The 25948-nt window shown below is 38.4% G+C and carries 21 protein-coding genes; 13 read left to right on the forward strand and 8 right to left on the reverse strand.

Annotation, left to right across the window (positions count from 1 at the left end; genetic code table 11):
- Positions 1 to 19: 19 nt before the first annotated feature.
- The 7 genes from R2S57_RS25625 to R2S57_RS25655 form a co-directional block, all read right to left on the reverse strand.
- A complete protein-coding gene (locus R2S57_RS25625) occupies positions 20 to 1096 on the reverse strand; it encodes a DUF5694 domain-containing protein (RefSeq protein ID WP_316847772.1) in 1077 nt (358 codons plus the stop codon).
- A gap of 175 nt (positions 1097 to 1271) precedes the next feature.
- On the reverse strand, positions 1272 to 2411 hold the full coding sequence (locus tag R2S57_RS25630; RefSeq protein WP_316847773.1) for a M28 family metallopeptidase: 1140 nt from the start codon (positions 2409 to 2411) through the stop codon (positions 1272 to 1274).
- Between the two features lie 439 nt (positions 2412 to 2850).
- Complete coding sequence (locus R2S57_RS25635) at positions 2851 to 3789, reverse strand: DUF6607 family protein (RefSeq protein WP_316847774.1); 939 nt, start codon at positions 3787 to 3789, stop codon at positions 2851 to 2853.
- Positions 3790 to 3812: 23 nt separating this feature from the next.
- Positions 3813 to 5018, reverse strand: coding sequence for a PepSY-associated TM helix domain-containing protein (locus tag R2S57_RS25640; RefSeq protein WP_316847775.1), 1206 nt, complete (start codon positions 5016 to 5018; stop codon positions 3813 to 3815).
- Positions 5019 to 5096: 78 nt separating this feature from the next.
- Positions 5097 to 5807, reverse strand: a complete 711-nt coding sequence (locus R2S57_RS25645) for a DUF4198 domain-containing protein (RefSeq protein WP_316847776.1) — start codon at positions 5805 to 5807, stop codon at positions 5097 to 5099.
- Positions 5808 to 5873: 66 nt separating this feature from the next.
- Positions 5874 to 8291 carry a TonB-dependent receptor gene (locus tag R2S57_RS25650; protein WP_316847777.1) on the reverse strand — a complete coding sequence of 806 codons (2418 nt, stop codon included), beginning with the start codon at positions 8289 to 8291 and terminating at the stop codon, positions 5874 to 5876.
- A 23-nt stretch (positions 8292 to 8314) separates the two neighbouring features.
- On the reverse strand, positions 8315 to 10762 hold the full coding sequence (locus R2S57_RS25655) for a TonB-dependent receptor (RefSeq protein ID WP_316847778.1): 2448 nt from the start codon (positions 10760 to 10762) through the stop codon (positions 8315 to 8317).
- A 448-nt stretch (positions 10763 to 11210) separates the two neighbouring features.
- Between R2S57_RS25655 and R2S57_RS25660 the strand changes: the two genes are divergently transcribed.
- From R2S57_RS25660 to R2S57_RS25675, 4 genes are read left to right on the forward strand one after another with little or no spacing between them, the layout of a single operon-like run.
- Complete coding sequence (locus tag R2S57_RS25660) at positions 11211 to 14411, forward strand: SusC/RagA family TonB-linked outer membrane protein (protein ID WP_316847779.1); 3201 nt, start codon at positions 11211 to 11213, stop codon at positions 14409 to 14411.
- 10 nt (positions 14412 to 14421) lie between these two features.
- On the forward strand, positions 14422 to 15939 hold the full coding sequence (locus tag R2S57_RS25665; protein WP_316847780.1) for a RagB/SusD family nutrient uptake outer membrane protein: 1518 nt from the start codon (positions 14422 to 14424) through the stop codon (positions 15937 to 15939).
- A 27-nt stretch (positions 15940 to 15966) separates the two neighbouring features.
- The gene (locus R2S57_RS25670; protein WP_316847781.1) at positions 15967 to 16653 is read left to right on the forward strand and encodes a hypothetical protein; all 687 of its coding nucleotides are present in this window, start codon (positions 15967 to 15969) and stop codon (positions 16651 to 16653) included.
- An 18-nt stretch (positions 16654 to 16671) separates the two neighbouring features.
- The gene (locus R2S57_RS25675) at positions 16672 to 17655 is read left to right on the forward strand and encodes a DUF5007 domain-containing protein (RefSeq protein ID WP_316847782.1); all 984 of its coding nucleotides are present in this window, start codon (positions 16672 to 16674) and stop codon (positions 17653 to 17655) included.
- Positions 17656 to 17766: 111 nt separating this feature from the next.
- On the opposite strand, the gene R2S57_RS25680 is transcribed toward R2S57_RS25675, so the two are convergent.
- Positions 17767 to 18468, reverse strand: coding sequence for a DUF4397 domain-containing protein (locus tag R2S57_RS25680; protein ID WP_316847783.1), 702 nt, complete (start codon positions 18466 to 18468; stop codon positions 17767 to 17769).
- A gap of 583 nt (positions 18469 to 19051) precedes the next feature.
- Between R2S57_RS25680 and R2S57_RS25685 the strand changes: the two genes are divergently transcribed.
- The 9 genes from R2S57_RS25685 (at position 19052) to R2S57_RS25725 (ending at position 25895) form a co-directional block, all read left to right on the forward strand.
- Positions 19052 to 19753: a GNAT family N-acetyltransferase gene (locus tag R2S57_RS25685; RefSeq protein ID WP_316847784.1), complete on the forward strand. Its 702-nt coding sequence runs from the start codon at positions 19052 to 19054 to the stop codon at positions 19751 to 19753.
- A gap of 1 nt (position 19754) precedes the next feature.
- Positions 19755 to 20945 (forward strand): argininosuccinate synthase, encoded by a 1191-nt coding sequence (gene argG, locus R2S57_RS25690; RefSeq protein ID WP_316847785.1) that lies wholly within the window; start codon positions 19755 to 19757, stop codon positions 20943 to 20945.
- Positions 20946 to 21012: 67 nt separating this feature from the next.
- A complete protein-coding gene (locus tag R2S57_RS25695) occupies positions 21013 to 21363 on the forward strand; it encodes a cupin domain-containing protein (RefSeq protein WP_316847786.1) in 351 nt (116 codons plus the stop codon).
- Positions 21341 to 21826, forward strand: a complete 486-nt coding sequence (locus tag R2S57_RS25700) for a GNAT family N-acetyltransferase (RefSeq protein WP_316847787.1) — start codon at positions 21341 to 21343, stop codon at positions 21824 to 21826. Before R2S57_RS25695 ends, R2S57_RS25700 begins: the two co-directional genes overlap by 23 nt.
- Positions 21827 to 21828: 2 nt before the next feature.
- Positions 21829 to 22812, forward strand: a complete 984-nt coding sequence (gene argC, locus R2S57_RS25705; RefSeq protein ID WP_316847788.1) for an N-acetyl-gamma-glutamyl-phosphate reductase — start codon at positions 21829 to 21831, stop codon at positions 22810 to 22812.
- A 42-nt stretch (positions 22813 to 22854) separates the two neighbouring features.
- Positions 22855 to 23226: a four helix bundle protein gene (locus R2S57_RS25710; protein ID WP_316847789.1), complete on the forward strand. Its 372-nt coding sequence runs from the start codon at positions 22855 to 22857 to the stop codon at positions 23224 to 23226.
- 32 nt (positions 23227 to 23258) lie between these two features.
- The gene (locus tag R2S57_RS25715) at positions 23259 to 24389 is read left to right on the forward strand and encodes an aspartate aminotransferase family protein (RefSeq protein ID WP_316847790.1); all 1131 of its coding nucleotides are present in this window, start codon (positions 23259 to 23261) and stop codon (positions 24387 to 24389) included.
- A gap of 46 nt (positions 24390 to 24435) precedes the next feature.
- Positions 24436 to 25407, forward strand: coding sequence for an acetylornithine carbamoyltransferase (locus tag R2S57_RS25720; protein WP_316847791.1), 972 nt, complete (start codon positions 24436 to 24438; stop codon positions 25405 to 25407).
- A 14-nt stretch (positions 25408 to 25421) separates the two neighbouring features.
- On the forward strand, positions 25422 to 25895 hold the full coding sequence (locus tag R2S57_RS25725) for a DUF1016 N-terminal domain-containing protein (protein WP_316847792.1): 474 nt from the start codon (positions 25422 to 25424) through the stop codon (positions 25893 to 25895).
- Positions 25896 to 25948: the final 53 nt, after the last annotated feature.

Below are 25948 nucleotides of genomic sequence, written 5' to 3' on the forward strand. Positions count from 1 at the left end.
GTAGATGCGTATATATAATTTAGTGCAGATCGTTATAATTGATGATTTTAACTTCCGGGTTTTTGGCTAAAATCTCTTCCATCCATTTGCGGTGCGATGCGCCAACGCCTACTACAACCCTTTTTGCTTTATTGGCTTTCGCCAGCCCGATGATGTTTTTGCACATGCCTTCGTTCCTTAAGGTCCATTGCACAATCATCTCTTTTACCGTTTCAGTAGGGAAGCCTGCATAACCATAAAAGTGACGGCCGCCATAAAAGTTCCAGGCCTCATCTAAAACACCGTATTTTACGGTATTCATGCCGGCATAAGGATCTGCATTAAAAACCTTTGCTTCCTCTTCATTATAAGCCCAATATTTTTCTATAGCTTTAATGGTAGCAGCTTCCTGAGAGGTGCTAGCAGCTTTCGCTTTATTCGTTAAAATTTTATATAAAGAATCCGTTTGACCCCAGGCTTCGCTCCATGGTTTATCATAGCTTTGGCAATCCATATTGTAAATCCGATCTTGTTTCAATTGGTAAATCAGGGGAAAATAGATTTTGCTGTATTCACTTCCTGGTCTATAGAAGCCTTTTTTCTTTAATGAATCGATACCGCCGAACATTTTTGCATATTCAACCTGTTCTTCTTTGCCGAAGCTTTGTTTCATGTAATTTTCGAGTACAAAGATTTGGTAATCGGCATTTCCCCGGTCCCAGTTTTTCGCATAATTAACGGCTAAATTCATCCTTGTTTTATGGTAGTAGGCGAATGAGTTAAGTGCTTTTTGATCTTTTTTAATCTGTGCATCAATGTTTTTCGGAGATGCCGGATTTAATTTTTCTAGATAATCGTGGCCTTTTCTGAATGATTTTTTTGCCCAATTGCTTTCTTCCAGTTTGGCGTAATCACCCTGCGGCAGATATTCGCCAAAAACCATGTCGGGTTTAAAGTTTTTAAGTTTGTCAATGATGGCCTGAAAATTCTGTGTCGATTTAGAGTTGTCGTGGGCAGAGCCTACTATAACAATCTCGATTTGGTTCTGGGCATTCGATTTAATCGTAAATGCTATCAGCAGTAATAATGCAAGGCTAAGTTTTTGTATAGTTCTCATGATTTTGGTTCTTTTTTGTTGATCCAAAGATGACTATATACGCTTTACTGCTAAATTTAATTATCCCAAAGCTTTATAATATTATCCCAATCGGGGAAAATGGAAATTTAAGGATTGGGTATTCAGAATTAAGCGTTCGGATAGCGATTTAAAGCTTTCGTCCTAAAAAGGGAAATTATTCCATCAGTTTTTGATTAAAACCAACGATTAATTTAAACAGGTCTTTATACTCGGTAAGTGGTAAGGTTTCTGGTTTGTCGAATACATCATGGTAGGCCGAAGGGCCGCCCTGGGTGTAGATGAAGAATGCAGGAACACCTTTTTCGGTAAAGAAATAGTGGTCGCTGTTTGCGGCCTTGCCCCTTGAATTTATTTTGGAGATATAATGATTTTCATTGTTGATGGCGTTTAATTGTGCAAATGCTTTTGGATAAACGGATGCATTCACTACCGTCATGCCCGCTTGGCCAGTACCTACCAAATCTAAATTTATGAGGAATTTAATCTTACTTAAAGGCACTAATGGATTTTCTACAAAATAGCTCGAACCCAATAATCCCGCTTCTTCTGCAGCAAAACAGATAAAACCGATAGAATAGGGCTGAGGATGGGCTGCATAATATTTGGCCAGGCTTAATAAAGTGGCCACGCCGGCGGCATTATCATTTGCACCAGGGAAATAAGTGTCTGCACCCATTCCACCTAAATGGTCATAATGCGCCGTAATGATTAAAATAGAATCGGTATACTTGGTGCCTTTAACCAAACCACAAACATTGGCCGCCTCAAAATTGGGAAGAAGTTTATTTTCGATATCGACACTGATTTCTTTTGGGAGTGCTTTGAAACTCTTTTTATTGACCTGAATAATTGTTGTGGCGCCAACTTCAGTTGCTACAGACCAGGTGAGCTTATCTTTAAATGAAATCTGTAAAGACGGAGTAGCTTGGTAATTTAGGCTGTCGACCTGAATTAACCGGGCCTTTAGCTTAATGCCCGGACTCTCATTGTTTACAATGAAATCTTTACCGGGAACAAGTTTTTGTCCGTTAATGGCTACCATCATTTTTCCCGGGAAGGTGTTTACAGGAAAATTAAAAGCCTGCTTATAAGATATGCCCATTGGCAGCAGGCCAATTTTTTGATATTCTACCCCAAGGTAATCTGCCGCTTTTTTCATCCCATCTTTGGTATAACCCCTGCCCCAAAATTGTTTTGATGTGAGGATGTTGACTAGATTTCTGGTATAAGTTGAATCTTGTGCGAAACTGTAATTTGAGACTAGGGAAAATGCAATTAAAAGAAAAATTCTCATATCAAAATATTGAATAGTACAGGGGATTACTCTGTTTTGGGTAATTGTTTTGATTGGTCGAACAACCTGATAATAGCATATGCAAGTGGAAAAAGAAGCGTTAAGGTAATTTCACGCGTTTGGAAATTAAATTTAAAGCATAGAATTGATAATGCACCCAGTGTCCAAACAATGCCGGCAGCGAGAAAATAGTTTTTAAAAAAGTTCATGAGATTTAACATTAGATATCTGCTAATATAGCGCTTAGTTGAGATTCTTACAAGCCTGGCTGTTGGTCGGGATTTGTAGATCCGAATTTGGAAAGGTTTTAATCCTTCAGTGGATTAAAAATCCACAGTTCATCCAGTCGATTTCAAATCCCGACTAACAAAAAAAAATGGTTGATGGTTACCAGCCTTCGCCATTAATCATCAACCATTAATTATAGAAATCACTTTTCTTACTTTACCAGATATGGTTGTAAAGCAGTTTTGATTTTTTCTTTGTTCTGATTTGCGGTCCATTTTTCTTTGATCGATTGATCGCCCAAACTAAAAAGTGTTTCGTAAAGCAATTTACCATTTGCCATAGTTTGTACTTTGAATGTGTTTTGCGAACCAATAATATCAGCCCAAACACCACGTACATCTGCCCAATAAGTCTGTTGGCTTGCCCACCATTTTTGAGCGTAAGCAAAAGTTTTAGGATCTATTTTGGTAAATTCCTCATAACCTTTTTCAACGGCCAATAATTTGTCGCCATTGGCAGAACGTACAACTTTTTTGTTGTCCTGTTCAAACATCCAACCATTTTTAGTAATGGTAATCCTGCTGCCACGGTTTAATACATTGTAATCTTTACGCACGGTAGATTCTCTTCTTGGTAATGGAGAATCGGTTTCGCTCGACCATGAATCGTGTCCGCCAACGTGGCTCCAGGTTCCGTATCCCTGGTAGCGTGGACTATCATCAACCTGATAAACTTTTTGCGTCCATTTTCCTTTAACATCAACAGGGGTTAAATTGCCTTTTTTCCATGCATTGCCTTCGGTATAAAGCATAATATTGGTATCTTCATAGGTCCAATCCTGGCGCCAGTGTTTAATTACAGTGGTATCGTTAATGGCCAGCATGTGTTGGATTACAATTCTTTTTGGCTCATCAACGATTATCTCTGCCCATTCGTTGCCATGACTTTCGTAAGGTTTACTGAATTTATAGTTCGGATCAGGAGCGGTAACTTCGCCGTAGTTGAAATTCACTTCATAAAAACCAGCTAAAGATTTTATCGCTTTTCTATCCTGTTCTAGTTTTTCTTCCGGAGATTCAACTTTTGTTTGCGCATTAGCACTAAGGGTAATCAAACCGCTTAATACTAAAATTAGGTTTAAAAATTTCATTTTTATTATTAATTAGGGTGTGCTTAATTTTCCGCTATTGCGGGATTTTTTTTCTTTTTTCCTTTACCCCACCAGATGATAAATCCGGTTATGGGCAAACTTGCTGCAATTAAACTGGCAAAAAATGCCATTATTTTTCCGGGTAATCCCAATATAGCGCCCACATGGATATCGTAATTCATACCGATTACCGTTTCACCTGCATTTTTTTCAGACTGGTTGGTTCTGTGCAATAACTTGCCAGAATACTGATCGAACTGAAGCAGGTCGTAATTCCAAAAGGTTTCATCACCACGGTAACCTGTGGCGTAAATGGTTGCCGAACCACCTTCTGCAGGCGACATGCCGATACGGTCTTCATTTTTAAAAATCCTTTTGGCCTGATCAAAAGCGATATCGAATGGCACTGCAGTTATCGTTTTGGTCGAATCAGACTTAACCTCTACCACTTTCGGCGGGGTAATGCTTCTCGAAGCCACCACATAAACTGTAGTTTGGAACCATTGGAATGCCCACACCAGACCGGTTAAGGCCAGCATCAAACAGATTATCATCACATAAAATCCCAGCACATTGTGCATGTCGTAGTTGATGCGTTTAAACTTGGCTTTCCATTTTACTTTAAAACTCTTATCGAAGTTAGATTTTTTGAGATTTTTAGGCCACCACATCACCATACCTGAGATGAGGAGAAATACAAATATAAAAGTAGACCAACCAATGATCTGCTGACCGATGGGATGATTGATCAACAAGCTCCAATGGATCATTTTTACTACGGCAAAAAACTCATATTTATGATCGGCAACCAGGGTTACTTTACCTGTATATGGATTAACCAAAACCAAATCATAATAATCAATAGAATCAAAATACCAGAAAGCTTTTGGATCCCCAGCTTTGTAGGTGCCAAATTCCCAGGTCCTTTCAGGTGCTTTGTAAGTAGAAATAAAGCTGATTTTCTTTTTATTGCCCAGCGCTTTTTCGGCATTGGCCTGTAATATGCTTAATGGTAAAGTTTTTGGATTTGCAGGTACTTCAATAAAATATGCTTTACGGTGGATCAGCTCGGTAATTTCTTTCTGAAAAACATAGATACATCCGGTAACACCTAACATCAGCACGATTAAGCCAGATGCGATGCCGAGCCACAGGTGCAGCCAATCGCTTATCCGCCTCAAACGCGATTTTTTGTTTTTTGATTTAGTTGATGTTTTTGTTAGTGCCATTCGCAATGCGGTATGAATAAAAGAACCAATTGGCGTTTTTCAAGACCAATTGGCTTTAAATTTTAAATATAATTTCGGTTACTTCACCTCAGTAGTATAAGTTACTAAATGCCAAACTTTTTCGTAGTCTTTTCCATTTAATTTTCCAGGAGTTTTATCTTCTGTAAATGCTTCAAGGAAATAATTTCCTTTTTTTTCTGGTTTAAAAGTGAATTTTCCATCTGCATCGGTTTCGGTAGGTTGTGCCTTTCGCTCAGCATTAACAAGGGTTAACTTTTGTTTTGCAAAAGGAGCTTTGTTGTAAATCACCTGGTGAACAGAAGTTTCGCCAACGGTTAATGCATGTTTATCTGGTCTGATAGTTAAAGCCGCTGTTGCAGGAAAAGCCGTATTAATTTTAGCGTTTCCTACTGCTACATCTGCGAAGGCATAATATTCAATTTTTGCCTTTTCATAAACAGCAGCAACTTCATGAACGATAGAAAGTTTATAGGTTCCGTCCTGATCTGGAGTGAAACTGGTTTTAAAGAAATGGACGTCTGGTGTGCTTGTTAAAACCTTGGTTGTTCCATTCGGCGCGGTTAAAACCAGGCTGAATGCTTTCAGGTTGCTAAACCATTTTGCAGCAGAATCAGGTTCGTTACTTTCGTACTCTCCGAAAAAGACTTTCACTTCCTGCGCTTGTCCTTTTTTGCCTGTTGAGGCTGTTTCTATCCATAAAGCATGTGCAAATGCACTCGAGATGCTAAAGGCTAGAAAGAAAAATAATAATGAGATTTTAGTTTTCATGTTTTCCGTTTTGGGGTTAAAATCAGGAGCAACTGATCTGATCCAATTGCTCCTGATGGGTTTTAATTAAAATTTGTATGCTACACTTACTCTGTAGTTTCTTGGTGCTTCGGCCTGCCATGAATATACCGCCTGATCATATGTAGGTGCATTCCAATAATTTGTGTAGTAGGCGCCGCTGTATAAATACTTGTCTAAAATGTTAAATACATTAGCCGTGATTTTTATTTTTTTGTTTCCCCAGAAAAGCCCGCCATCCAGTTTGAAATAATCGGGAAGATTTTCGTTGGCGTTCTCGCCACTGTAGGTGCCTACAGCCCTGTCGACAAGATAGGTAAAGCCTCCTGAAACCCCGAACCCTTTAAGCGCTCCGTTCTGTAATGAGTAGGTTAACCATGCATTAGCGGTATGCTTTGAAAAACCTGGTACAACCTGGCCTACAAAAACGCCTTCAACTCCATCGGCAACCTTAGTTACTTTTGCATCGGTATAGGCATAGTTTGCTATTAAGTTTAATCCTTTGGTCAATTCTCCACGTACATCAAATTCAACACCCTGCGCTCTTTTTTCACCAATTACGATGCTAAAAGTTTCTCCTGCTTGATTGTTAGGATCTCCGGTAATCTCGTTTTGTTTGGTAATCCGGTAAAGGGATAGGGTGGTATTCCATCGGCCATCAAACCAGTCTTTTTTGATACCAAATTCTTTATTGTTACCGGTTATGGGTTTTGCGGTGCCACCATCCCGGAAAAAGCCGGTTTGCGGGGTAAAAGCTTCATCGTAAACTGCATAAACAGAAGTGTTTTTATCTACCGATACACTCAAGCCAACCCTTGGGGTAAAGTGTTTGGCTTTATCTGCCGGGCTTCCGTACGCCGATTGGTTAACATAGGTGTAGCGGCCGGCAAGGGTTAAGCGGACAATGTTATTAAAAAAGCCCAGTTCATCCTGTACATAACCGCTCAGGTATTTCTGGTCCATTAAACCTCCCGCTGCAATTGCCCTTTGTAATAATGGTGTGCTACGGTCAAAATTTGGATAACCGTTTGATGGGAAGCCATAATTTGGGTTATACAGGTCAAATGGAGCACTTGCTAAATCTAAATCGTGCGATTGGCCCCAATCTGCAATATAGTTTTTCTTGCCACCATCAAATCCGGCTAAAATACGGTGTACAATGCCACCGGTTTTAACCGTTCCGTTAACAAATAACTGTCCTAATTTCATGGTGCTTTCAGCATCCCATATGCCAACATTACGGATAACTGTGCCATTTGCGTTTATCACTGATGGCCAGGAGCTTGAGCCATTCTGTAAATATTTATAATAAGCGGCCTGCGCAGTTAATTTCCAGTTTTGACCCAGCTGTTGCGTTAAGTTAAGGGTCACGCTATGATCGTTGATCCTTGTAGGCTGTACGCCTGGTTGTGTTAAGGTAAAGTCTCTCGGTAAACTTGCGTAGCCGGCAGGGTTAAAGATGTAATAAGAACCCACCTCGGTCATTTTCGCATTTTGCAAAACATATTCTGCCGTTAATTTAGTGCTCGGCGTGATTTGATAGCTCAGTACTGGTGCAATACTGTATCGGTCGTTTTTTTCGTATGGTCTGAAAGATGCCTTGTTTTGCGCTGCAGCGTTTAACCGGAACAGGAACTTGCCATCCGCGGTTAGCTTGTGGTCAAAGTCTATGGCTGTACGGTACAGATCAAAACTGCCGGCTGTAAATGAAACCTCACCCTGGTTTAAACCTGTAGGTTTTTTGGTTACCACATTATACATTCCGCTTGGATCGCCATTGCCTAGCATAAAACCTGCAGGACCTTTTACGAATTCGATATGATCAACAAAACTCATGTCTTCGGTAAGTGGTCCCCAATAAGATGAAACCACATTAAAGCCGTTGCGCATGGCCTGGATTTGTGATCCACGCATTAAGATATTGGTGTACATATCTCCCCAGTGTTCAAGGCGAACCGCACCACTCACATTTCTGATCAAACCATCGCTCATGCTAATGATCTGTTGATCTTTAATAATCTGATTACTTACAATCTGAATGTTTTGAGGAGCTTCTAATAACGGCTCATTTAACCTAAGGGTAGCTGAAGGTAAGCTTACTTTGTATTTTTTGTTTATTCCGGCTACGGTAACCTCTTCCAGTACCTGATCGTTTTCTTTCAGTACGAAATCAACAATTTTAGTCTCACCAGCTTCGATGGTAATGCTTTTTTCTGAAGCATCGATACCAACAGCAGAAGCTTTAATGGTATAGGTGCCGGCTTTAACACGGTTAATGGTATAATTACCGGTTTCATCGGATATAGTACCCTGGCCTTTGCCTTTTAAGCCAATTGAAATAAAAGCAGCAGGTTTTCCATTAGAGGTACTCACCTTTCCTTTAATTGTTCCGGATTGCTGTGCAAATGAGAATAGACTAAAAAGAGAGAGTAAGAACGTTAAGCTAATGGGTTTAATTTTATTCATTTTAATATGATTGTTGTTTTTATTTAGAATTTGTAAGTAATACTACCTGTAAAAGTTCTTAAGTCCTGAGGGTTCATTGTGCTGTAACCCGTCCAGTATTTCTGATTGGTAAAGTTGTCTACTTTTGCACCGATCCTGAATCTTTCATGATCGTAAAATACAGACGCATTGAAAATTTTATAGGCAGGCAAGGTAAACACGTTTTCAGTGGTAGATGTTGGCGTGATGATCAAGTTATTTACGATTCTATTGTCGCTAGCATAATTACCACCTGCACCTAAGCCAAAACCTTTGAGTGAACCATCAATGAATTTATAGCTGATCCATAAGTTTGCCGAATAAGGCGCGGCCGAATAAGCATCTCTTCTGCCTTCTACATCAGGCGAAGCATTTACCATACGGTTATCATTATAAGCGAAACCTGCAATAATATTTAAACCGTTAACAGGATTTGCCACGATTTCGGCTTCGATACCTTTACTGATTTTGTTGCCATCCTGGATCTGTGCAGTAGGGTTTGTTGGATCCCCGTTGTAACCCCTTACAATGTCTTTTACTTTGATGTAGTAGTAAGATACCGATCCGGTTAGTTTACCATCGAAGATGTTTGTTTTAATACCGCCTTCAATCTGGTTGGCCTGCTCTGGTTTAAATGCTTCCTGTTTATAATCTAAACCATTAATATTGGTAAAACCATTTTGGTAGTTGGCAAATAAGGACAGCTGATCTTTAATCGGTTGAAATACCAATCCGAATTTTGGAGAAAAAGCTGTTTGTTTGTAAGCTCCTGTAGGTAGAGATCCTGCGCGGTCGGTATTTCCTTTGTTATCAAAACGATCAACCCTTATTGCGGCAAGCGCAATTAATCTATCTGTTAAATTGATTACATCAGAAGCATAAGCACTATAGGTGTTGGATTTGTATTTAGATAGATATTTAGAATATGGATTGGCTGCGTAAAATGCTGCTAAATTAGTTTCGGTAAAATTGTTGTAGTTAGCCCCAGTTCCATTTTTATTGGTGACGTCAAAAGTATCGATCGAATAAAATAACTGATCAGAATTTTGGCGTAAAAAATCCAAACCTAATACAACCCTGTTTTTAATGGAACCTAAGTTAAACGCGCCATTAAAGTTTTGCTGTACTTCGTAAGTGAAGATTTTGCTGTTGTCAGTGGATTGATCTGCTCTTGATAAATTATCGGCACCTGGACCGGCTGTAGGGTCGAAGTAGCTATTTGGAACAAGGAACAGGTAGGTGCCACGGCCATTCGAGAAACTATAATTGCTCGAAAAGCTGGTGTGCGACGACCAGTTGTCATTAAATTTATAATTGGCCTGTCCGAAGAAATTTGAACTGTTATATTTTTGTTGCATGGCACTACCGGTAAACGATTTGTCATAAGCTATTCCAGCCTGGTCAGCTCTATCAAAGCCCAGTTGCGCTATTGGGAAATAGAAGAAAACAAAAGGTTTTAACGTATTTCTACCGTTGGCAATTTCTGCATCAAAAACAAAATCCAGTTTATCATTTACTTTGTATGATAAACTTGGTGCAATAAAGAAACCTTTGTCATATACATTCTCCTGAAAAGAACCCTTGTAGTTATATGATGTATTTAGGCGGGCATAAATATGGTTATCTTTATCAACAGGAAAGTTGAAGTCGGTGCTAACCCGATTAAAATCGTAACTACCAGTCGAAAAACTTACTGCACCTCCAGTTCCTTCAAAAGGTTTTTTGGTGATACGGTTAATTAAACCTCCATATGAGGTTAGTGTGCTTCCAAATAAAGTTGCTGATGGGCCTTTAATAAACTCTACATTTTCTAAGTTGGCAGCATCATTCCGGCCGGTTACATTACCCGCAATTCCGTTTCTTAGTTTTGCCTGTACAATAAAGCCTCTTGAAGCATAATAAGCGCCTCCATCACCACCACGCGCGGTAGATTCCCACATTTTTTGAACGCCAGTTGCGTTCCGGGCAGCATCATCAACCGAAAATACCAATTGATCAGCCATGGTTTCTTTGGTAATGGTGGTATATACCTGAGGATTTTCCAGGTTATTAAGGGGCATTTTAGAAACAAACTCACTTTTTTTGGCGATATACTTATTTACGCCCTGGTTAATATTTACCTCGCTAAGCTGATTTGAATTTTGGCTGATGACGAAATCGACAGATCTGTTTTCTCCTGAGGCAATGACCACTGGCTTTTCGATATTTTGGATACCAACAGCCGATACCCTTAAGATATAAGAACCTGGTTTAACTCTTTGTATTTCGAAGAAACCTTTATCGTTGGTTACATTTCCCAAGCCTTTACCTTTTAAGCCTACCGAAATATACGCAGCTGGTTTTCCATCGGAAGTGGTAACAGTACCACTAATGGTCGAAAATTGCTGGGCAAAGGTGAGTAGGCTTATAAAAGTTAAAAGAAATGTTAAACTGAAAAGTTTGATTTTAAGCATGATAGTATTTATTTGGATTAATTCTAAACAGTTGCAAAATAACGGCAGAAAATCGTATAATCCAAATTATTTTGATTAATTCTAAATAGCGGGCGGTGTTTTCCAATGAAGTTCTAATCCTGACTACAAATAATTCCCCTAATGAGTTAGTTTAACGTTTTAGTATCAGTTGTTTTACTGATTTTCTCCCTGTGAAGTGTTTTTATTGGAAATTAACTCATTTTTCAGGGAGAAGGTGGGAATTAGGTTAATAAAGTGCCATTTGTATTGCTCTTGACGTATTATTAATTGAAAATAGTTGTTTTTACAGAACTAAATATTGTGTTTTTGTTGAATTATAGGTTAAAATATTGCTTTTGTTAGTTAATAACCAATTAAAATCAAAGTAATATTTCTGATACTTTTACTTGTAACTCAAACATAACTAATCATCCCTAACTAATCATCAATGGAAAAAAATTCTACAAGACCTCCCTATGTGAAATTTTTAGCGGCGACCTTCTTTTATTTATTGATTCCCTGGCTGGCTTTTGCCCAGAAAACAATAAAAGGAACCGTTTTAGATCAAAATGAGAAACCTATCCCCGGGGTATCTATCTTAGAAAAGGGCACAAAAAATGGTACTTCAACCAATGCTGAAGGGAAATTCACATTGGCTGTACAAAGCGATAAAGCTGTTCTCGTTGCCAGGATAGTCGGTTTCGTTACCGTTGAAAAAACAATTACGGCAAGCGGTACCATAAACTTTTCTCTGCAGGATGACAATAAAACGCTGGATGAGGTAGTGCTTATTGGTTATCAGAAAATAACCAGGAAAAAATCTACGGCCTCTATTTCCAGTATTTCGGGAAAAGAACTGGCTAATTTACCAGCAGCGAGCTTCGATCAACTATTGCAGGGTAGGCTTGCCGGTATAAACGTTCAAAATTTTAGTGGCCAACCGGGTGTAGCACCAACCGTTTCTGTAAGGGGTAACTCAACAGGTAGTACCAGCTACGATCAGATTAATACCGTAAGGTCACCACTATATGTGGTAGACGGGGTACCCCAAGCTTCTGATGATTTTGTTCCGCCTGGAACAGGTACTGGTACCAATTATCTGGCTGGTATTAATCCGAACGATATCGAATCAATCGATGTGTTAAAAGATGCATCTGCCGCGGCCATTTATGGTTCGAGAGCAGCCAATGGTGTAATTTTAATTACAACAAAAAAAGGAGTAAGCGGCGATACAAAGATTAACCTAAGTAGTTATGTAGGAATTTCGCAGCGACCAGATTTACGCGAAGCCACTATTGGTACTACAGAACGCAGGCAAAAAATGGAAGTTTTACAAAGGCAACTCTCTTACGACCAGAAAAGACAGCTTCCTTACCTGCTTACTGATAGTTTGAACCCAGTGTTTAATGGGAATACAGACTGGCAGGACTTATTCTATCATGTCGCTAAAATAAACGATAACAACATCAGTTTAACGGGTGGTACTGATAACGGAATGACCTACCGTTTTAGCGGTGGGTATTACAATGAGCAGGGGGTTGTAAAAGGTACTGGCGTTAAACGATACAGTTCAAGAATCAACTTATCAACAAAAGCACTCAATAAAAAATTGACGATCAATCCACAATTTTATTATTCCAGAACCGATAGGGGAAGGGGCGGTGAAGATCCCAACAATCCTTTAAATCCAACCAGGTTGGGTGCGGGGAATTTACCTTCTTCATTACTCAATCTCTCACCAGAAAAACTCAATTTTTTTGTAAGCCCGAACAGCGAAAACACAGATAGGAATATCAGTAACCAGTTTGGCGTCAACCTAAATTTAAGTTATGAGTTTAATAAACATTTTACGTTAAACTCCCAGTCATCATACACGGCAGATAATCAGCGAAGAGATGGTAGTTTTAATAGTTTGTTAAACAATGGCTTAGGTAATAGTGCTACCAGTTTTTCTTCAAGCGGAATAGGCTTAAGAGCTTCTAATTATTTGAATTATAACGGTTCGCTAGATAAGCATTCGTTTAACGTATTAGTAGGGCAGGATATAGAATACAATCAGTATGAAAACACATATGCCTCTGGCTTTGGTGGTGCTAACGATAATATAACAGTGGTAAGTGGCTTTCAGCAGGCTAATATTAGGACGTCATCGCAATATCGTGGACATGGACTGATTGCGTATTACAGCCGTTTTAGTTATGACTATGCTGATAAATATTTATTGTCTGGTTCGATAAGGACTGATGGTTCGTCCGGTTTTGGTGAAAACAACAAGTACGGCGTGTTCCCGTCGGTATCTGTTGGATGGATTCTCTCAGAAGAAAATTTTATGAAAAACATCACCAATAATCCATTTACCCTGGTTAAAATTAGGGGTAGTTATGGTGTTACTGGTAATGAAAACCTAAATAACGCATACGTACAATACAATAAATACCTGGTTAATAATGGTGTTTTTGAAGGTAATGATCGTGATGCAGCGGGCTATGGTGGTGCCTCCTCTTACAATGGCGTTACGGTTATTACGCCAAATTTTTATAATGGTGTAGCGCAAAAGAATTTAAGCTGGGAAAAATCTAGCCAATGGAATATTGGTACGGATTTGGAAATTCAAAATGGAAAATACGCAATTTCATTCGATGTTTATAATAAAGAGGTAAAGGATAAATTATTTAACGTAGATCTGCCAGTTACCTCGGGTTATGATGTGGCTTTTACCAATGCTTTTTCAGTACGTAACTCAGGTATGGAATTTACTTTTAATGGCAATCTTATCAGCAAGCCATTTAGGTGGTATACCTCATTTAATATTTCTTATAACAAAAACCAGATCATGAGCTTGCCTAATGGTGGCAGAGATATTATTTTGAGAGGTGATCGATTTGATAAAACGCATATTTTATCAGTAGGTAGTCCGCTTAATGCATTTTATCTGTATCAAACCAAAGGCGTATTTTCCAGAAGCGGAGATATCCCACAAAATCCATTTACGGGCGAACGTTACCGGAATAGCAATGGTACTTTCAACGAAGGAGATTTTTATCTGGCCGATTTAGATGGCGATTATTTTGTAGATATTTTTAATGATGGCATTAATCCTGATAAAATGCCAATCGGCGATCCTAATCCTCGTTTTACCGGTGGCTGGACCAATAATTTTAGCTACAAAAATTTCTCGTTGAGTGTTTTTGCAACATTTACCCTTAAAAGAGATGTACTTAACTTATTTGATTCAGATCGTTTTGCAAATTCTCAAGATGGAAATGCGCTATACCAATTTGCCAGTTTCTCGACGCCAGATTTGGATAAATTAAACATCTGGAGAAACCCAGGCGATAATGCCGAATATGCCAAATACGATCTGGGTACCTACCGTTATTATTACACAGGTGCACAAACATTTTTCTTAGAAAAAGGTGGCTATTTGAGGATAAAAAATATTACACTAGGCTACGATTTAGGTGCAAAAACTTTGAGCAGGTGGGGCTTAAGCCAGTTTAAAGTGTTTGCTATGATAGATAATGTGCACATGTTCCAACAATCTAAAAAATTGCCAGATGCAGAGGCTGTAAACGGATATGGTGAGTATATCGGAACCGGATACCCGATTCCGAAAAAATATACTTTAGGTCTTCAAGTTCAATTTTAATACCATTAAGATGAAAAATATAATTACAAAACTCGGCATATTAAGCACTGTAATCATTCTAGTAAGTACCAGTGCGTGTAAGAAACTACTTTACGAAGAGCCTAAAGATGCACCATATGAGCAAAATTTTTGGAAGAACTCCAAAGATGCTAGGAGCGCCATGGCTGGCAATTACGCCTTGTTGCGCAATGCCATTACCAATAAAAATAACCGGTACTACATGTATGGCGATGCCATTGCTAAAAATTACTTTACCATACAGTACAATGGAGATGGGCTTGAAGGTATACAAAACGGCGACTTTACTTTTCAATATAACCTAAATACCTTGGCTAATTATACGCTTTATTATAAAAGCATAGCCATGTCTAACCTCATATTGCAAAAGGCAGCGGGAATGACAGATGCACAATTATCCGAAGAAGATGATGCTACTGAATTTAGAAACAACATTTTAGGTCAGGCTTATTTTTTAAGAGCCTTGAGTTATTTTATGATGGTGCGGGTTTGGGGCGATGTGCCAATTGTCACCGAATCATACGAAGATCCGCTTAATGCACCCCAGCTGCCTAGAAAACCAAGAGCGGAGGTAATGAAACTGATAGAGGATGACTGCCATAAAGCCATTAACTTGTTGGGCTGGACTTATGCCAACAGCGGCGATGCAAAAGTAACCGCCAATAAAGGATCTGTTTATGCACTTTTAGCCCATTTGTATTTGTGGCGGGCAACTATGGCCGATGTAACAACCGATGCACCAAATTTGGTTGATGTAAATAGTGCCGATACAACCATTAATACTTTAATCAGCCGCGGAGGTTATACCTTAACCGATACTGCCAATTATAAAAATACTTTTATAGGTCGTTCTCCGGAAGGTATTTTTGAAATTAACATTAACGAAAATACGCTTGAGGGATCAGCCAGTTCAATAGGTGCACAGTTTTTAAACGGAAGCTATATTAATGGATTTGAGAACAACCCACGGCTTTATGTAGTACCAAGATATATAAATGATCATTTTTATACGGATACCGATATCCGGTATAAAAAAGGTTTTGATTTTACACTTCCAGAAAAACCCATGTGCATTAAATACAGCAATGTAACTTATCGGAATCCGGGGCAAAAGTTAAACCCTTATCTAAGCAATAACATCATTATCTTCAGATTAGGGGATATGCAGCTACTGAAAGCAGAAATTGCACTTTACAAAGGCGATGCAGTTACTGCCACTACGATTATCAATAACTTTAGAAGAAGAAATGATCCTGATCCTGTTTTGGTAGATGCTGGCCTAACAGTAGATGAGGTGATGGATGAGTACATTATAGAACGTGGAAGGGAAATGTTTTTGGAAGGCCATTTGTTTTATGATTTGCTGCGGACCCGAAGATATGGTTTTATTGTAGACTGGCTTCCTGAAGCGAGATTTAGAAAAGAAGGCTTTTATTGGCCTTTAGATCCTGCTTTATTTAGGAACAATCCATATCTGAAACAAACTACCTATTGGTTGGGTAAAGTGTAAATAAATTTAATCCTAAGATTAAAAATCATGAAAAATAATATTTTAATATATATATGCATAGCCTTAACTGCCTTATCGGCATGTAAGAAAGACGATTATAAACGTGATGGTGGGACGAGTAATGCCTATGTGGACATGACCACCTATGATTATTTAAAATCCAACCGGAATTTTGATTCTTTGGTTAAGGTGATTGATAAAGCTGGCTTAAAAGATCTCGTAAATGGAGATGTTACCTTCTTTGCTGCCACCAATTATAGCGTTGCCGATTATGTAAGTGCAAAGAAAAACCAGAAGGCTATTGAAACCGGAAATGAAAATTTTAATTTCGGAATAAAAGATATTCCATCACAGGAGCTGAGCGATTCTTTAAAAACCTATCTGTTTACAGGAAAAATAAACAGGGATCAGATTACACTGGGGGGTAAATTATACAACAGTTTATTAGGTGTAATTCCAAACGTTCAATACCTGATAAAGTTTAGGCGTTCTTACGAGTATGGTCAGTATATAAATTACGTAGATTATGTTACCTATACCAAAGTGATTGGCACGCGTGATGATAAAGAGCCCGATTTGAATGCTATACCCGAAGATCAAAAAGATAAGGCTGTAGACGTCCAAACATCTGGCATTATAACCAAAACAGGAATTGTTCATGTTTTAAGTGGAAATCATCGTTTGTTCTTTAATGCACAACCCTTAGGGAATTAACCATAAACTTTATCAAATATGAAAGTTAAATATATTTTAGGCCTATTGTTTTTGTTAAGCATGTATGCCTGCACAAAAATTGAGAAAGGTTTCCAAAGCGATGCAATCCGATATAAAGACAATGATATCTTTGCTAAAAGAGGATTGATATTAGCTCAGTCTGACAGGATTAATGCTGATGGATCTACCCCACCTTATACATTTAAAATGTTAAACTTGCGAAAAGAAGACGGTTCTCCGGCACCGGCAGAATTTTCAAAAGAATACGAAATTTTAGTGTTTAAAACAGGAATGAATTTTGATCCGGAAACAGATGTTACGCGTGAGCAACTGGATAAAAAAAGAGAATTGGTGAAGAGATTACCCATGTATTTTAATGAGAATAGCGGTCAGCTTACTTTCAACAAAGCATCAGCCAATTTACCACTGGGTAGATACGTTTTTGATGTAGAGATGACCAATGCTACGGGTGTTAAGGTTTTTCCGAAACTCGCTACGATCAACGTTGTAGATCCAGAAATTGAAGATTTATTCGTTATCACAGATAATGTTGCTAACGGCTTTAATGATGTTACGGGTGTAGCAACGCCGATGAAAAACCCGACCATTACCTGTACCAAAATTTCTAACCAGGGTGCAAGGGCCATTTTAAAGATGGTGGATAAAAATGGTAAAGTTTTCAACCCTAAAGCGGGAGAAATTATAGCAAGGGGAGATAGGCCAATTTTTGAAAACTATGCGAAATTTAATCCTGTGATCCAGACGGATACAGCCATGATCTGCGATTTTGAGGTAGCACCGTTTCCTTTAACAAAATATGTTACACCAACTACCGATTGGGGCTTTTTGATGTATTACAGAATACCGAGCACCTTTATAAAGACAATAGATGGCTTTCCGGCATCGCCAGGTTTTTCTGTAAATCCAAGATGGTCGTGGCAGTTAAAGCTCGAGGGAACTTATATAATCCAGGTAAAATTCCCTGATGTAGTTAAAAAATAATTAAGGAAAATAGGCCTCTATCTTAACGACCTGTTCTTGAATTATTAATATAAAAAGGGCAATTTTCATATCGAAAATTGCCCTTTTTATGGATAAAGGATTTTAATCTTATTATTTAATTAATATCGTCTGTAAATTCAATGCACGTTCGGTATCGTTTGCAGGTGTTACCAAACCACCACAGATCACATCATAATGATAGCCCGCTACAAAAGTAGCACTTGGGGTAGTGGCTTTAACTGTTCCTGAAGCAGTTTCTTTTGCATCAAAAGTATAAGTTCCTGCATCTACCGCAACAAATGCGCTCGCATTTTTAAAAGCTTTATTGGTAATCAGTGTAGTAGTGGCGCCTGTTTTTGCTAAATCCAATGCAGGTGCGTCTGGCGATAAATTGATAAAACGGATGTAAGCTTTATCCGTTGCCGGAATTGACAGGTCATCACCTATGGTGTAAACATCCAATGCCGCTGGTTTATTGATCAGATAAGAAGAATAATAAGTGCTTGCACTCAGGGCTATGGTTTTGGTTAACAAACTCTCTGTACTGCTGGCTGTGGTAAATTTTAAACTGTAAGAACCCGCTGTGTACGCGGTATAGGAAGCAGAGCCACCATAAGGCAAAGCTGCGGTATTAACCATCGTCCCATTAAAGTAAGCGTTATACGTTGCCAATGTCGGAGAAGTATTGATTACTCTGATATAAGCAATAGTAGGATCGGCAGTTTCTGTTTTTTTGCAAGAAGTTAATGCTGTAAAGGCGACTAGCACAAGTAAAGTAAGCGGTTTGAAATAAACGGGAGTAAAATTCTTCATGTTGTTTTAAAATTTGATTTAATATTTATGGAACATCAATAAAACGATAGCTGGACGGTATTCGCTACAGGTGTACAAATATTGCGTTTAAACGGCGTTTCCGGATGTTAAATGATGTTAAGCAGATGTTAAAGTTTAGCTCTTTTTTTTAACAATGTTAAAAACGACAATTAAGATGTAGGGGAATTAATTGTAGATTAAAAATAACTTCATGATATAAAGTATCATTATGGGCTAATTAAGTCAGATTAGTTCAATAAAACTAAAAGCTTAACATAAAAAAATCACGATATTATTGTGTAACTCGATTTTTATTTAAACCTTTGCACCTCAATAGAGTTAAAGCCGTTTTAATACGCAAGAAATGATTAAACAGATTTTACATAAACTTTCAGTTTCCTCAACACAAATGGTGTCTGGGAAAGGTCTGTTTATTAATCATTTTCAACCCGTATTTTATTGTCCCACAAGCCGGCAAAATTTCACTCCACGTATTTAGTACCTACACTAAACGTAACGAGGAATTGATCCTCTCTAAAAACCCAATTAACAAGAATACTTATAATTTTTCGTTAGAAAACGAATGGATATTAACGAATTTATAGTGCAGGTCGCACTTCCTGAACATCGTGTATTTGCAGAAGAAATAGTAACCGAGATGGCAGAATCTGCAAAAGCTCGTGGAACAGGCATTGCCAAGCGTTCGCCAGAATACATTTCTAATAAAATGCAGGAGGGTAAATCGGTTATTGCTTTCCATAAAGATGGTTCCTGGGCAGGATTTTGCTATATCGAAACCTGGAGCCATGGCCAGTTTGTAGCCAATAGTGGTTTGGTAGTAAGTCCAAAATACCGTAAAGCAGGATTGGCAAAAGCCATTAAAAATGAAATTTTCGGTTTATCGAGAAAGTTGTATCCAAAGGCAAAAATATTTGGTTTAACAACGGGCCTGGCGGTAATGAAAATCAATTCTGATTTGGGCTACGAACCTGTAACCTACAGTGAACTTACCCAGGATGAAGAATTTTGGAAAGGTTGCCAGAGCTGCGTAAACTTCGAAATTTTGAAAATGAAGGAACGCAAAAACTGTATGTGTACCGCCATGCTTTATGATCCAGCTGAAAAGAAACATGAAGTAGCCAAACAGTTTGCCGAAGAACTGCAAAAGAAACCCAAATTATACGAGCGCTTTATGCGCATCAAACAACGTTTAGTTGTTAAACCTAAGCCCAAAACAGGCTTAAAAGCCCTTTTATTTTTATTTACCTTTTTATTTAATAAATAGCATGAAAAAAGTTGTTTTAGCATTTAGCGGAGGATTAGATACCTCATTTTGTTGTATTTACCTGGCACAGGATCGCGGATTAGAAGTTCACTCGGTAATTGTAAATACTGGTGGTTTCTCTGATGAAGAATTGCAGGAAATTGAGAAAAGAGCATATGCTTTGGGCGTAAAATCGCATGCTGTTGTAGATGAAACTGAAAGTTATTATGAAGGCTGTATTAAATACCTGGTTTTTGGCAACGTATTAAAAAACGCTACTTATCCATTATCTGTTAGTGCAGAACGCGTAAGTCAGGCAACTGCAATAGCCAATTATGTAAAAAAAATAGGTGCCGATTATGTAGCACATGGAAGTACAGGGGCTGGTAATGATCAGGTGCGTTTTGATATGATTTTTAACATCCTGATTCCAGGAGTTGAAATCATTACACCGATTAGAGATTTAAAATTATCCCGCGAAGCGGAAATAGAATATTTAGCAGCACACGGAGTTGAATATAGTGCCGAAAAGGCCAGATACTCGATCAACAAAGGTTTATGGGGAACTTCGGTTGGGGGAAAGGAAACTTTAACTTCAAACGAAACTTTACCGGAAAGTGCCTGGCCAACCCAGGTTTCAGAAACTGAACCGCGTAAAGTTGAATTAACCTTCGAAAAAGGGGAATTGGTTGCCATTGATGGCGAAAAACTGGAGCCTGTTAGGGCGATCCAAAAATTACAGGCCATTGCCCAGCCTTTCGGCATCGGCAGAGATATTCACGTAGGTGATACCATTATCGGTATTAAAGGTCGGGTTGGTTTCGAAGCTGCCGGCCCGATTATCATTATCAAAGCACACCATACTTTAGAAAAACATACTTTAACGAAATGGCAGCTAAGCTGGAAAGAACAATTGTCGTCTTTCTATGGTAACTGGTTGCACGAAGGTCAGTTCCACGATCCGATCATGCGGAATATTGAGGCATTTTTGGCCGATACACAAAAATTTGTGAGCGGTAAAGTATTTGTAGAATTGTTGCCATACCGTTTCCAGATTATCGGCATTGAATCTAACCACGATTTAATGAGCAATAAATTTGGCAGCTACGGCGAAATGAACAATGCCTGGAGTGGAGAAGACGTTAAGGGTTTCTCTAAAATATTTGGTAACCAGGTAATGATCTGGCACAAGGTGAATGGTGAGGAAGCCTAGCTTAATATGAAACGAAAAGGTAAGCTTACCTTTTCTTGATACCGATCCTACATACTTGATACTAAAAATGAGCGAAATCCTTTCAAAAGAGAATTGTTTAAGCCACTATAAATGGGGTGATAACTGTGACGGATGGAATTTTGTAAGCAGGCCAGAGGCGGTGGTTAAACAAGAGTTGATGCCGGTACAAACTGCTGAAAAATTGCACTTCCATACCTATGCAGAACAGTTTTTCTTCATATTAAAAGGTGAGGCGGAATTTTTGGTTGAGGGTGAAAATTTTATAGTTGATGCCAATTCGGGTTTGCAGATTAAAGCGGGTGAGAAACATAAGATCATGAACAATGGGATTGATGATCTGGAATTTATACTTTTTTCCTATCCATCAACCCAAAATGACAGGACTGATTGTGAATAATATAACGATTAAACAAGTTGGATCAGCAGAAGCACACTTAGTAGCCGGACTGTTTAACCAATATCGCATATTCTACAATCAGTTTTCGGATATCGGAATGGCTAAAGCTTTCCTGGATGAAAGATTGCAACATAACGAGTCTATTATTTTTGTTGCCATTGATCATAATACACAACAGGCGGTTGGTTTTACGCAGTTATATCCTAAGTATTCATCGGTAAGGTTAAGTAAAAACTGGATTTTAAACGATCTATATGTTGATGCGGATTACCGTAAGCAGGGCATAGGTGAAAAGTTGATTAAAACGGCGATGGATTTCGCCAGGGCCAATGGATCTACATTCGTACAATTGGAAACCGCTGTTGATAATTACGATGCGCAGCATTTGTACGAAAGTATAGGCTTTGTAAAACAGGGCGAGGAAACAGAATTTTTTCTTTATAAAATAGCATTAAACGCATAGAGATGAACAAAATTAAAGCAGGAATAATTGGTGGAGCAGGTTATACAGGAGGCGAAATGTTACGCATTTTGGTTAATCACCCAAATGTTGAAATTGCTTTTGTAAACAGTACTAGTAATGCCGGGAACTTAATTTCTGATGTACATACTGACCTGATCGGCGATACGGATTTGAAATTTGTAAGTGATATTCCACAGGATATCGATGTACTTTTTCTTTGTGTTGGCCATGGCGATGCGAAAAAATTTTTAACCGCCAATCCAATCAGTGAGAACATTAAGATCATCGATTTATCACAGGATTTCAGGTTGCACGAAAAATCTACCTTCGAAAACCGTGCGTTCGTTTATGGATTACCGGAACTGAACCGTGATCAAATTAAATCGGCTAAAAATATTGCCAATCCAGGTTGTTTTGCAACTTGCATCCAATTGGGTTTGTTGCCACTTGCATCAAAAGGTTTGATCAAAAATGAAGTTCATATCAATGCAACTACCGGATCTACGGGCGCGGGACAGAGCTTATCTACCACCTCGCATTTTAGCTGGAGAAACAATAATCTTTCGATATATAAAGCATTTGAACACCAACATTTGAATGAAATCAGTGAGAGTTTGTTGCAATTGCAGCCTTCGCTTTCTGAAGCTTTAAATTTTATCCCACAACGTGGGGCATTCACCAGGGGTATTTTAGCCGCCATGTATCTGGAAAGCGATTTAAGTTTGGAAGAAGCACAAAACATCTACGAAGAATATTATAGCAATCATCCTTTCACGCATGTGACTTGGAAAAATATCGATTTAAAACAAGTAGTAAATACCAATAAAGCACTTGTTCATATAGAAAAACATGGTGGTAAATTGTTTATCATCAGCATTATTGACAACCTGCTTAAAGGTGCCAGCGGACAGGCAGTTCAAAATATGAACTTAATGTTTGGTCTTGAGGAAACAGCCGGACTTAAATTAAAGGCAGCAAATTTTTAATTACGGTGGAGGGTGTAAGGTTTAAGGCGTAAGGTAAAAAGCATGAGAGATTATAAAAAACTTGACGTTTGGAAAAAAGCACATGAGCTAAATATGTTCATCAAAAAAAATATTGCAGCTCAATTTCCAAAAGAAGAGCGGTTTGAATTGACCTCACAACTCACCAGAGCTTCATTATCTATTCCCTTGAACATAGTTGAAGGATGTGGGAGATTTACAGATAAGGATTTTGCACATTTTCTTGATAATGCTTTAGGTTCCGCAAACGAGATAGATTATTGCTGTTTATGTGCTTCTGGATTAAAGCATATAAGCGAAGATGATTATTTAAAAGTAAACAAATCAATTAACGAAGTTAGGGCAATGCTAATTTCATTTTTAAAATTTTTGAGAAGTGGTGGGAAAAAACCTTAAACCCTACACCTCAAACCTTATACCTCAAAAATATGCAACTATTCGACGTTTACCCACTTAACGATATAGAAATAACCAAAGCAGCAGGCAGTAATGTTTGGGATGCCAACGAACAACAATATTTAGATTTATATGGCGGTCATGCTGTAATTTCTATTGGCCATACCAATCCACATTACGTAAACCGCTTGACAGATCAATTGAATAAAGTTGGTTTTTATTCCAATTCAGTAAAAATTCCCTTGCAGGTTCAGCTTGCAGAATTGTTGGGAACGGTTTCTGGTAAAAAAGATTTTCAGCTCTTTTTATGTAATTCTGGTGCTGAGGCCAATGAAAATGCTTTAAAACTTGCTTCTTTTTACAATGGAAGAAAAAAAGTAATTGCTTTTACAGGCGCTTTCCACGGACGAACCTCTCTAGCTGTTGCGGTAACGGATAATCCTAAAATTGTAGCACCCGTTAACCAAACCGAAAATGTTATCTTTTTGCCTTTTAATAATGAAGTTGCTTTAGAAGAAACTTTCAAAGCGCAGGGTAATGAAATTTCTGCTGTAATTATAGAAGGTATCCAGGGTGTTGGCGGCATTAAAGAAGCTTCAAAAAGTTTCTTGCAAAAAATCCGTTCACTTTGCGATGAATATAATGCGGTTTATATTGCCGATTCAGTTCAATGCGGTTATGGGAGAACAGGTACTTTTTACTCGCACGATTATGCTGGTGTTGAAGCAGATGTGTATACTATGGCAAAGGGTATGGGGAATGGATTTCCGGTAGCAGGGATTTCTATTGCACCTAAATTTAAACCTTGGCATGGTGAGTTGGGTACAACTTTTGGTGGTAACCATTTGGCCTGTGCTGCGGCCTTAGCGGTTTTGGAAGTGATGCAACAAGAAAACCTCATGGCAAATGCAGAAGAGATTGGAAATTACTTAATTGCCGAATTGAAAAAATTTGAGCAGGTGGTAGAAGTTCGTGGCCGTGGATTGATGATCGGCATCGAATTACCAGCAGAACTGGCTCATGTTAAAAAAGAATTGTTGTTTACACACCATATTTTTACAGGCGAGGCTAAACCTAACGTAATCCGTTTATTGCCTGCTTTAAATTTAACAAAAGCACATGCTGACGAGTTTTTGGCAGCCTTTAGAAAATTAGTAAAATAGATATTGTCATGCTGAGCCTGTCGAAGCATCTTTTAAGCTTTAAAAAATGAAACTTTTCACTTCCGTACACGATGTTCCAAGCATCAAACAGTTTGTAAATGATGCACTTGCGTTAAAAGCGAATCCTTATGCGCATCAAGATTTAGGTAAGAACAAAACCTTAGGTTTGGTTTTTATGAATCCTAGTTTGCGTACCCGGTTAAGCACACAAAAAGCGGCCTTAAATTTAGGTATGAATGTGATGGTAATGAACATGGATAAAGAAGGTTGGGCATTAGAAACGCAGGATGGTGTGGTGATGAATGGCTCAACTGTTGAACATATCCGTGAAGCGGCTGCCGTAATGGGCCAATATTGCGATATTTTAGGCTTACGCTCTTTTCCGAAACTGAATAACCGTGAAGAGGATTATAGTGAAGATTTCTTTAATAAGTTCGTGAAGTATTGCGCTGTACCTGTAGTGAGTTTAGAAAGTGCAACACGCCACCCTTTGCAAAGTTTTGCCGATATTATTACGATTCACGAAACATGGACAAAGCAACCCAACGGTCGTAAACCCAAAGTAGTTTTAGCCTGGGCGCCCCATGTTAAAGCTCTGCCTCAGGCGGTACCAAATTCTTTTGCAGAGTGGATGTGTAAGGCTCAGGAAGAAGGCATGATTGATTTTACGATTGCCCAACCGGAGGGTTATGAACTCTCAACAGATTTTACACCAAATGCAGCTATTCAATATCATTTAGAAGAAGCTCTGACTGGTGCTGATTATGTGTACGTGAAAAACTGGAGCAGTTACAAAGAATACGGAAAGGTATTGACTTACCCTGATGGCTGGATGATGAACAACGAAAAATTGAAGTTTACCAACGATGCTAAAGTAATGCACTGTTTACCGGTTCGTCGCGATTTAGAATTATCATCGGAGATTTTAGACGGACCAAACTCATTGGTTATTCATGAAGCTGGTAACCGCTTATGGGCTGCGCAGGCAGTAATTAAAGCTATACTGGAAGGATTGTAGATCATTATTACTAAATGAATAAGCCAATAAAAAGTATAACATCAGATTTTGAACAGATCATTTTGCTTATTACTGAAGCCCGGAATAGGGTTTACAGTAAGGCAAATGCAGAATTAGTAATGTTATATTTTAATGTTGGTCAAATAGTTTCCGAAAAAGTTGCCAATGGCAAATGGGGTGATGGAACTGTAAATGATTTAGCAAGTTACATTGCCGAGAGGCAACCTTTATTAAAAGGATTTAACCGTCGTGGACTTTATAGAATGAGACAATTTTATGAAGTTTCTAGTAATAAGGAAATAGTGACAACACTGATGACACAAATTAGCTGGACCAATCAATTATTGATTTTAGCTAAAACAAAAACAAGTGAGGAGAAATTATTTTACCTTAATCAATGTTTGAGTGAAAGGCTATCAAAAAGAGAACTTGAACGTCAGTTAAACTCATACGCCTCGGTTCGTGTCTTCACGAACTGGAATTATTAATATGGTGGAACAAAACTGTTAATATAGCTCGTGGAGACACGAACCATGGTAAG

This window comes from Pedobacter psychrodurus, from assembly GCF_032678585.1.
Taxonomy (GTDB): Bacteria; Bacteroidota; Bacteroidia; order Sphingobacteriales; family Sphingobacteriaceae; genus Pedobacter; species Pedobacter psychrodurus_A.

What these genes read in the sequence shown, in the direction of transcription:
- R2S57_RS25625 (WP_316847772.1), bottom strand. Translation starts at nt 1,096, where the DNA reads ATGAGAACTATACAAAAACTTAGCCTTGCATTATTACTGCTGATAGCA.
- R2S57_RS25630 (WP_316847773.1), bottom strand. Translation starts at nt 2,411, where the DNA reads ATGAGAATTTTTCTTTTAATTGCATTTTCCCTAGTCTCAAATTACAGT.
- R2S57_RS25635 (WP_316847774.1), bottom strand. Translation starts at nt 3,789, where the DNA reads ATGAAATTTTTAAACCTAATTTTAGTATTAAGCGGTTTGATTACCCTT.
- R2S57_RS25640 (WP_316847775.1), bottom strand. Translation starts at nt 5,018, where the DNA reads ATGGCACTAACAAAAACATCAACTAAATCAAAAAACAAAAAATCGCGT.
- R2S57_RS25645 (WP_316847776.1), bottom strand. Translation starts at nt 5,807, where the DNA reads ATGAAAACTAAAATCTCATTATTATTTTTCTTTCTAGCCTTTAGCATC.
- R2S57_RS25650 (WP_316847777.1), bottom strand. Translation starts at nt 8,291, where the DNA reads ATGAATAAAATTAAACCCATTAGCTTAACGTTCTTACTCTCTCTTTTT.
- R2S57_RS25655 (WP_316847778.1), bottom strand. Translation starts at nt 10,762, where the DNA reads ATGCTTAAAATCAAACTTTTCAGTTTAACATTTCTTTTAACTTTTATA.
- R2S57_RS25660 (WP_316847779.1), top strand. Translation starts at nt 11,211, where the DNA reads ATGGAAAAAAATTCTACAAGACCTCCCTATGTGAAATTTTTAGCGGCG.
- R2S57_RS25665 (WP_316847780.1), top strand. Translation starts at nt 14,422, where the DNA reads ATGAAAAATATAATTACAAAACTCGGCATATTAAGCACTGTAATCATT.
- R2S57_RS25670 (WP_316847781.1), top strand. Translation starts at nt 15,967, where the DNA reads ATGAAAAATAATATTTTAATATATATATGCATAGCCTTAACTGCCTTA.
- R2S57_RS25675 (WP_316847782.1), top strand. Translation starts at nt 16,672, where the DNA reads ATGAAAGTTAAATATATTTTAGGCCTATTGTTTTTGTTAAGCATGTAT.
- R2S57_RS25680 (WP_316847783.1), bottom strand. Translation starts at nt 18,468, where the DNA reads ATGAAGAATTTTACTCCCGTTTATTTCAAACCGCTTACTTTACTTGTG.
- R2S57_RS25685 (WP_316847784.1), top strand. Translation starts at nt 19,052, where the DNA reads ATGGATATTAACGAATTTATAGTGCAGGTCGCACTTCCTGAACATCGT.
- argG (WP_316847785.1), top strand. Translation starts at nt 19,755, where the DNA reads ATGAAAAAAGTTGTTTTAGCATTTAGCGGAGGATTAGATACCTCATTT.
- R2S57_RS25695 (WP_316847786.1), top strand. Translation starts at nt 21,013, where the DNA reads ATGAGCGAAATCCTTTCAAAAGAGAATTGTTTAAGCCACTATAAATGG.
- R2S57_RS25700 (WP_316847787.1), top strand. Translation starts at nt 21,341, where the DNA reads ATGACAGGACTGATTGTGAATAATATAACGATTAAACAAGTTGGATCA.
- argC (WP_316847788.1), top strand. Translation starts at nt 21,829, where the DNA reads ATGAACAAAATTAAAGCAGGAATAATTGGTGGAGCAGGTTATACAGGA.
- R2S57_RS25710 (WP_316847789.1), top strand. Translation starts at nt 22,855, where the DNA reads ATGAGAGATTATAAAAAACTTGACGTTTGGAAAAAAGCACATGAGCTA.
- R2S57_RS25715 (WP_316847790.1), top strand. Translation starts at nt 23,259, where the DNA reads ATGCAACTATTCGACGTTTACCCACTTAACGATATAGAAATAACCAAA.
- R2S57_RS25720 (WP_316847791.1), top strand. Translation starts at nt 24,436, where the DNA reads ATGAAACTTTTCACTTCCGTACACGATGTTCCAAGCATCAAACAGTTT.
- R2S57_RS25725 (WP_316847792.1), top strand. Translation starts at nt 25,422, where the DNA reads ATGAATAAGCCAATAAAAAGTATAACATCAGATTTTGAACAGATCATT.